Consider the following 7348-nt stretch of genomic DNA (forward strand, 5'->3'; position numbering starts at 1 on the left):
ATAGGGGGCCTGCCGGGAGAAGCTTCGTGTCTTGTCATTGCGCGCCTGGACGCGGTCGTTGCCGCCGCGCCGGGGACCGCCGTGGAGGGGGACGGATGGCGCGAGTGGCGGCGAGGGCCAAGCGGGAATTGTAGCGGGCATCCGGGCGGAATGCCCACGTTGCGTCACATGTTTGCGGGCGGTCCTTTCAGCTCCACGACATTGCCATCGGGATCCTGCACGTAGATCGACGGGCCTTTGCCCTCGGCGCCGAAACGCATCTCCACCGGCCCCGGCTCCACCCCGTGCGCGCGCAGGTGGGTGCCAAGCGCATCCGCGTCGAAGGGATCGAGGCGCAGGCAGAAGTGGTCCAGGTTCCGGCCTTCCTTGCCGGGGCCGGCGCCGCCCGCGCGGCCGAGCGGGCCCTCCAGCGCGACCAGGTCGATCAGGCCGCCGCCGGCGCGCAACTGGATCAGGCCGAAGTCCGGCTGCACGCGTTCCAGGCTGCAGCCAAGCACGTCCACGTAGAAGCGCATCAGCGCCGTCACATTGCCGGTGCGCAGGACCAGGTGATCGATGCCGAGGATGTGGAACATGGCGTTTGACCTCGCTCAGATATCCGGAATCAGCCGCTTGCCCAGGCTGACGGCGTCATCCTGCGCGTACCCGAGGCTGCGGTAGAAGTCGATGACCCTGCTGTTGCCCGTGCGTACCAGCAGGTTGATCTTGGGGCAGCCGCGCTCGATCAGCAATTGCTCCGCATGCGCCATCAGGCGGCGGCCATGATCGCGGCGCTGGTAGTCGGGATGCACGGCAAGGTAGTAGACCCAGCCGCGATGGCCGTCGAAGCCGACCATGGCCGATGCCACCGGCTGGCCATCCACTTCCCCGACCAGGAACAGCTCCGGCTGTTCAGTCAGCTTGCGGGCGATGTCTTTCTTCGGGTCGTTCCACGGCCGGGTCAGGCCGCAGGTTTGCCACAGGTCGATGATGGCGGCTTCGTCGGCAGCCAGGTAAGGGCGGATCTGCATGCGGATTGATGCGCCGCGGCACACGGCTGCATTGTTAAGTCCTTGACAGTGTAGCCGCGAAACCTGTGCCAGAATCGTTGCTCATCACCATCAAAACAAGCAGGATCACCCTGCACGGAGACCCCACAATGAGCGAAACGACTGCGCACGCCCGTGCCACCTTCAGCCACATGGAGCAAGGCACGCGCGAGGACTGGGCCGCGATATCCGCGGAGTTCATGCCGTTCGCGCAGGCGCTGGCCGACCGCGTGCTCGATCACCTCAAGCTGCTCGACGGCGATTACGGCGGCTTCCCCATCGACCGCCTGACCCACTGCCTGCAGACCGCCACGCTGGCCCACCGCGACGGGCGCGACGAAGAGTACGTGGTGTGCGCGCTGTTGCACGATATCGGCGATACGCTTGGCACGTTCAACCATCCCGACATCGCCGCCGCCATCCTCAAGCCTTTCGTCAGCCCGGAAAACCTCTGGATGGTCGAGAAGCACGGCGTGTTCCAGGGCTACTACTTCTTTCACCACCTCGGTCTCGACCGCAACCTGCGCGAGCAATTCCGCAGCCAGCCCGAACTGTTCGAACGCACCGCCGAGTTCTGCGCCAAGTACGACGGCGCGGCTTTCATGCGGGACTACGACACGCTGCCGCTGTCCTTCTTCGAGCCGATGGTGCGGCGGGTGTTCGCGCGTCCGCGCAACTCGATGTACGTGAAGGAAAACGAAAGCACGCTGGCGCGGCCGGCCTGAGCCTGCTTGCCTGAAATTGGATTTCTGTCTTGACGGAAATTTCCGAACGGATAAACTGTCAGGCATGGAACTTCAACCGGTCGCACAACGATTCGTCCTGCACTGGGGCGAAATGGGCTCGAAGTGGGGCGTCAATCGCACCGTCGCGCAGATTCACGCCCTGCTATTCCTTGCCGAGCATCCGCTGCCGGCCGAGGAAATCGCCGACACGCTGAACGTCGCGCGCTCCAACGTCAGCAACAGCCTGAAAGAGCTGCAGAACTGGAAGCTGATCCGCACCGTGCACATGATGGGCGACCGGCGCGATCACTTCGAGACCGTCACCGACGTGTGGGACCTGTTCCGCACCGTGGTGCGCGAGCGCAAGCAGCGCGAGTTCGATCCCACCATCGATGCCTTGCACGAATGCGTGAACAATCCCGCCTTCGCCAGGGAGAGCAAGGAAGTGCAGAAGCGCATCATCGCCACGCTGCAGCTGATGGAAACGCTGGGCAGCTGGGGCGACGAGATGCTGCGGCTCTCGCCCGACACACTGGTCAAGGTAATGAAACTGGGCGCGCGCATCCAGAAGCTGGTGCGTGGCGACCAGCGCGCCCGCGAAGCTGGCAAATAGCACAGGCATGAAGAGCCGGCCGCCATGGCGGCCGTTTTTTTGACTTGATATTTCTCTTTTAACAGAAATTATTGTAATTAAGGATGCTTGAGATGGACCCGGCCAGCGACACGCTCCATACCGTCATCCTCAACCTGCTGATCGTGCAGGGATTGATGGGCGCCTTCGACACCGTCTGGCACCACGAGCTGCGCTGCGCACTGCCGCAGCAGCACAACGCCGCGCCGGAGCTGCGCCTGCATGCGATCCGGGCGGTGCTGTACGGCGTGCTGTTCGCCGGCCTGGCGTGGTTTGCGTGGGGTGGCGCATGGCTGGTTCCCCTGTGGGCCATCATCGCCATCGAGATCCTGCTGACGCTGCGCGACTTCGTGGTGGAGGACCAGACCCGCARCCTGCCGCCGAGCGAGCGGGTGACGCATACCGTGCTGGCCATCAACGGTGGCGTGATCTTCGGCCTGCTGGCGTGGCATTCGCAAGCGTGGTGGCACTTACCGACCGGCCTGCATCTCAATCCGCAAGGCTGGCAAAGCTGGGGGCTGAGCGTGTTTGCGCTGGGCGTGGCGGCGTCCGGGGTGCGCGATGCACTGGCGAGCCGCGCACTTGCCGACCGTGCCGGCACGGTGCCGGCGTTCGATTTTGCCGGGGCCGATACGGCGCGGCGCGCGCAATCCTTCCTGCTGACCGGCGGCACCGGTTTCATTGGCCAGGCGCTGGTGCGGGCACTGCTGGCGGACGGGCACCGCGTCACGATCTGGGCGCGCAACCCGCGCGTGGCATCGCAGCTGTTCGATGGCCGCGCGGCGTGCGTCGGTGCCCTCGCGGAACTCGATCCTGCCACGCGCTTCGATGTCGTGGTGAACCTCGCCGGCGCACCTATCCTGGGCTCGCGCTGGAGTGCCGCGCGCAAGCGCAGCCTGGTGGAGAGCCGCGTGGGCACCACGCGCGCGCTGACTGCCTGGCTAGCGTCGGCCACGCACCGGCCGCGTCTGCTGATCAACGGTTCGGCGGTGGGCTACTACGGCATCCAGGCCGACGACGATTTGCGCGATCGTACCGAAGCCAGCGCGCCGCAGGATATCTTCGCCTCGCAACTGTGCCGGGAATGGGAGCTGGCGGCGCGCGCCGTGGCCGGGCTCGGCATTCCGCTGGCCATCCTGCGCCTGGGTGTGGTCTACGGCCACCAGGGCGCGCTGCCGGCCATGATGATGCCGGTGCGGCTGGGCTTCGGCGGCCCGATGGGCAGCGGCCGCCAGGCGCAGAGCTGGGTCCACATCGACGACGTGCTTGGCGTGATCGCGTGGCTGTGCCGTGGAGCGGCGCCGGTAAGCGAAGGCGCCGTCGCCACCTACAACCTGGTAGCGCCCGAGACTCCCACGCAGGCCGGCCTGGTCCGCCGCGCCGCCGCTGTGCTGCGCCGCCCGGCCTGGATGCCGACGCCGGCCTGGCCCATGCGTCTTGCGCTGGGGGAGCAGGCCACGCTGCTGCTCGACGGGCTGCGCGCGGCGCCGGCGCGACTGCAGCAGGAAGGCTATGCCTTCCGCTTCCCGACCCTGCAACTGGCGCTGGAGGACCTGCTCGGCAACGGGCGGGCACGTGGATGAACACGCTCGCCGCGCATGCCACGGACGGTGGCCCGCAAAGCCTGTACGGGACCATGCTGGGGACCGCCCTTGCCAGCCTGCCGCCGGTGCTGCGGCGCGTGCATCGTGCCGAGGGCGTGCACTTGCGCGGCACGCTGAGCGTGCGCTGGAGTGCGCGGGGCTGGCTGCGGGCGCTGATGCGGCTGTCGGCGCTGCCCCGGCCCGCGGCGGCGGCGGCTTGCCTTGTGACCATCTCGCCAGAGCCCGCCGGCGAGCGCTGGCACCGCCGCATCGGCGGGCACATCGTGGCGAGCCGCATGCGGCACGCGCGGGCCGGGCAAGTGACCGAACGCCTGGGGCCGCTGGCCATCGTGCTGGCAACGCGTGTCGATGGCGCCGGGCGCCTGCGGCAGGCCAGCCGCGGCGTCAGCCTGTTCGGCCTGACCGTGCCGTGGCTGCACGTGCTGGCCAGCGAACGCGCACTGGATGCGGACCGCTATCGCTGCGACGTGCGCATATGGGCGCCACGCCTGGGCTACCTGCTGCGCTACGACGGCGTGCTCGCCATCCGCGAACCTGAACCTGATACTCACCCGGAGAATGTGGAATGAAGTCCGATCCGACCATCGGGCGCAATGCGTCCGTCAGCCTGCCCCGCATACCAGCGTGGATGCCCGCGGTATTGCGGCTGGCCGCGTTCTATAACCTGCTCTATGCGATTGCGCTGAGCCTGTGGCCGTCGCAGATCTTCGACTGGCTGGGCATGCCCGTCACGCCTGACGCCATGATCCGCTGCATCGGCATGATGGTGGGCGTCTACGCGCTGGGCTACTGGATCGCGGCGCAGGACATGCTGCGCTACTGGCCGCTGGTGGTGGTGGGCCTGGTGGGCAAGACGCTGGGGCCGCTGGGCTTCCTGCACGGAGCGCTGACTGGCGTCTTCGAATGGCGCAGCGGCTTGTTCGTGCTGTGCAGCGATCTGGCCTGGTGGGTGCCGTTCTGGGGGATGACGCTGTTCGCGTTGAAGTATCGGGACCGCTGATATTGCAGCGTCAGCAATGTCTCTACCCCTTCCATCGCGCATGGCGTGCCTGGCGGCTAGCAGACGCTGACGCAGGTGTTTCCCGCGCCGAGTCGTATAGCGGCATGCGTTCGGCGTGGAGAAACAAGGCTAGCTCGATGCCTCACGGTTGCCGGCATCCTCATAACACAATGCGGCGACCTGCCATCGCCCGTCACTGACCAGCCAGAGTTCCAGAAACCGGAATCGGGAGAGCACCCTCCCGTTCTGCCTCATTGAACCGGTGCCGGAGATCGTTGCCCACTCGGCGTGCTCCATCACGTCTTTTGTTTCATCATGAGCGTTCAATTCGTCAGCGCGCCATGCGTTTGCAGCCAAGCGTGTACGTATGTGTCCAAGTTGTTGCTGCTTGGTCAGGATCGTCTCGCCTCGCTTCACAAAGAAATGGGCGCTCTGCACGAAATCCAGCTGATCGATGTCGCCATATTTGTAGGCATCAATCCAAACATCTCTCATCTGCAACAGGCTGAATTCTGGTTTCATGCGCCTCCAGTAGTGCTATCTGCTCTACGACATCGCTTGGCTTGCTTTCAGTCAAGCTGGCCGCATCACGCAGTCCATCGCTACAAAGCTCATCTCGGACGGCATCCAGGATCCCTTCACCGACACTAAAGGGCGATGCCGCGCCTTGTTGAATTCAAGCACGCCGGACGCTTCGTCGTCCCGCCTTTGCTCAATCCCCGAGCAAAATCAGAAATTTCCCAACCAACGCTCGCGCCGTATCGAGTAAAGATTGAGGCACTCCAAATTTCACTCATAGGAGGTGCACTCAAATGGCGCTACCCAATACGCCCCCTAATACGCCCTTTCGCTCATGCGGGCACGTTCTGCATACCCGGCCAGCCCTGTTCGTGCTGGTCAACTACGCGCCGGGGGACGGCCAGCCGGACTGGTGCAATGCCGCTTGCGAATTCGTGGAGGAGGGCAACGCCGATGCCGGCTCCGCACTGGCCGTCCATATCTCACCCTTTGATGCACTGCTGAACGCCGCGTTCGTGTCTGGCCCGGGCAAGCCGTATCACGTCGTGCATGCGGCGGCTTTCGATCCCCGGACGTTGATCCGGGATAGCGGCGGAAAGCTCCATGTCAACCTGCACTGTGGCTGGGCTGCGAGCGATGGCCGGATCGTGGTCCGGCGCAAAGGGGCGCTCGCCAGTGTCTGCATGGTGCAGACCGAAGAGATCCCGGAAGCGCGGCGCGATGCCATCGACCTCGAGATCGACCAGGACGGCATTGCCAAGTACGAACGGCTGCGTGAACACGCCGGGCTGTTCGCGCACGCGGATTCGCACTGCCTGCTGGAAACCTGGACGGAACAGCAACGGCATCAGGCCGTGGCGCTGGCCATACAGCGCATGCCGGGAACGGTCCCCGTGGGGGCGCAGATCAACCAGGTAGCCCTTTACGACCCCGAAGCCGCGCAATGGCACTTCGTGCCCATCGAGGTGTTCTTCGGAGAACCGGTCCGCAAGGTGAATGCCTGAACGGTCGGCTTCAGGCTGATGGCCGAAGCCACCGCAAGAACACACGATTCGTGGAGACTTCCAATGATGGATATTCGATGTGCGCTTCGCAATGGGGACCGCACCAGTAACAACGGCGTGCTGATCGGCACCGGGGAGATGACGCAAGACGGCGTGCAGGTCGGCGTCGAGGGGGACTTTGCCACCTGCCCGGTGTGCAAGAGTGGTGGCACTGTCACCAACGATTGCTATCCGGCCTTTAGCCTGATGGACAAGCAGGTCCTGGTGGAAGGCGCTCGCGTCAACTGCAAGTGTGCCGTCAAGCCGTTCGTCATTGCCTCGCAGAACACCTTCACGATTCAGGTGACCCATGGCGGCCGCACGCCTATGCCGACGCATAGCGCTGTCGCCGAGCCGGTGGAGGCATCGAACAAGCTGGTGGAGGGGGCGCGCCAGTCAACACCGGAAGACGATCCCACGCTGATCTGCCAGAACATGAGCAACGCGGAGTTCTATTCCACGATGAACCGGCTGCGCGACAAGGCTGTGCGCCTGATGGGTGATCGACTGGTGGAGCTGGACCGGTGGAATCGGGCGGATCAGGACAAGGTCCGCCTTTGGTTTGGCAATGCGAGGGAGGATACGCGCGAGACATTGCGTGATGGGTTGGCCCGGATGCGGGAGATCATGCGTGGGCTGACCGACAGGAACTATGAGCGCCAAACAAAGGAAGCGCTCGCCCGGGTTGGGTGCGTGCCGCGCGCGAAGGGTGATGAGATTCCAGCAGCTGCCTCCATCTGCAAGCCGGACGGGACGTATTCAATTTTTATTGGGCACCTTTTCTGCACGATGCCGGAT

General features: G+C 64.9%; 10 protein-coding genes. 7 read left to right on the plus strand and 3 right to left on the minus strand.

Annotated elements, in window-relative coordinates:
- Positions 1–164 precede the first annotated feature (164 nt).
- Entirely contained in the window at positions 165–575 is a 411-nt protein-coding gene (locus AC1DKD_RS37105; protein ID WP_441632957.1) for a VOC family protein, read from the minus strand.
- A gap of 15 nt (positions 576–590) precedes the next feature.
- A complete protein-coding gene (locus tag AC1DKD_RS37110) occupies positions 591–1010 on the minus strand; it encodes a GNAT family acetyltransferase (RefSeq protein ID WP_441632959.1) in 420 nt (139 codons plus the stop codon).
- A 128-nt stretch (positions 1011–1138) separates the two neighbouring features.
- Here AC1DKD_RS37110 and AC1DKD_RS37115 point away from each other — a divergent pair, with 128 nt between their 5' ends.
- The 5 genes from AC1DKD_RS37115 to AC1DKD_RS37135 all read left to right on the plus strand — a co-directional run bounded on the left by AC1DKD_RS37115 (position 1139) and on the right by AC1DKD_RS37135 (position 4988).
- Entirely contained in the window at positions 1139–1753 is a 615-nt protein-coding gene (locus AC1DKD_RS37115; RefSeq protein ID WP_441632961.1) for an HD domain-containing protein, read from the plus strand.
- 64 nt (positions 1754–1817) lie between these two features.
- Positions 1818–2366 (plus strand): GbsR/MarR family transcriptional regulator, encoded by a 549-nt coding sequence (locus AC1DKD_RS37120; RefSeq protein WP_035862436.1) that lies wholly within the window; start codon positions 1818–1820, stop codon positions 2364–2366.
- 92 nt (positions 2367–2458) lie between these two features.
- The gene (locus AC1DKD_RS37125) at positions 2459–3967 is read left to right on the plus strand and encodes a TIGR01777 family oxidoreductase (protein ID WP_477144417.1); all 1509 of its coding nucleotides are present in this window, start codon (positions 2459–2461) and stop codon (positions 3965–3967) included.
- Positions 3964–4557 (plus strand): DUF4166 domain-containing protein, encoded by a 594-nt coding sequence (locus AC1DKD_RS37130; protein WP_441632966.1) that lies wholly within the window; start codon positions 3964–3966, stop codon positions 4555–4557. The genes AC1DKD_RS37125 and AC1DKD_RS37130 overlap by 4 nt, the downstream gene beginning before the upstream one ends.
- Complete coding sequence (locus tag AC1DKD_RS37135; RefSeq protein ID WP_441632968.1) at positions 4554–4988, plus strand: hypothetical protein; 435 nt, start codon at positions 4554–4556, stop codon at positions 4986–4988. The genes AC1DKD_RS37130 and AC1DKD_RS37135 overlap by 4 nt, the downstream gene beginning before the upstream one ends.
- A gap of 129 nt (positions 4989–5117) precedes the next feature.
- Here the strand turns inward: AC1DKD_RS37135 and AC1DKD_RS37140 are convergent, their stop codons facing one another.
- Positions 5118–5510 (minus strand): hypothetical protein, encoded by a 393-nt coding sequence (locus AC1DKD_RS37140; RefSeq protein WP_441632970.1) that lies wholly within the window; start codon positions 5508–5510, stop codon positions 5118–5120.
- A gap of 290 nt (positions 5511–5800) precedes the next feature.
- On the opposite strand from AC1DKD_RS37140, the gene AC1DKD_RS37145 reads away from it, so the two are divergent.
- Together AC1DKD_RS37145 and AC1DKD_RS37150 are read left to right on the plus strand one after the other, a co-directional pair.
- Entirely contained in the window at positions 5801–6511 is a 711-nt protein-coding gene (locus AC1DKD_RS37145) for a hypothetical protein (RefSeq protein WP_441632972.1), read from the plus strand.
- 63 nt (positions 6512–6574) lie between these two features.
- Positions 6575–7348 (plus strand): PAAR domain-containing protein (locus AC1DKD_RS37150; RefSeq protein WP_477144418.1); only part of this gene is annotated, 774 nt, incomplete at its 3' end.

This window comes from Cupriavidus sp. 05T313 (assembly GCF_056396665.1).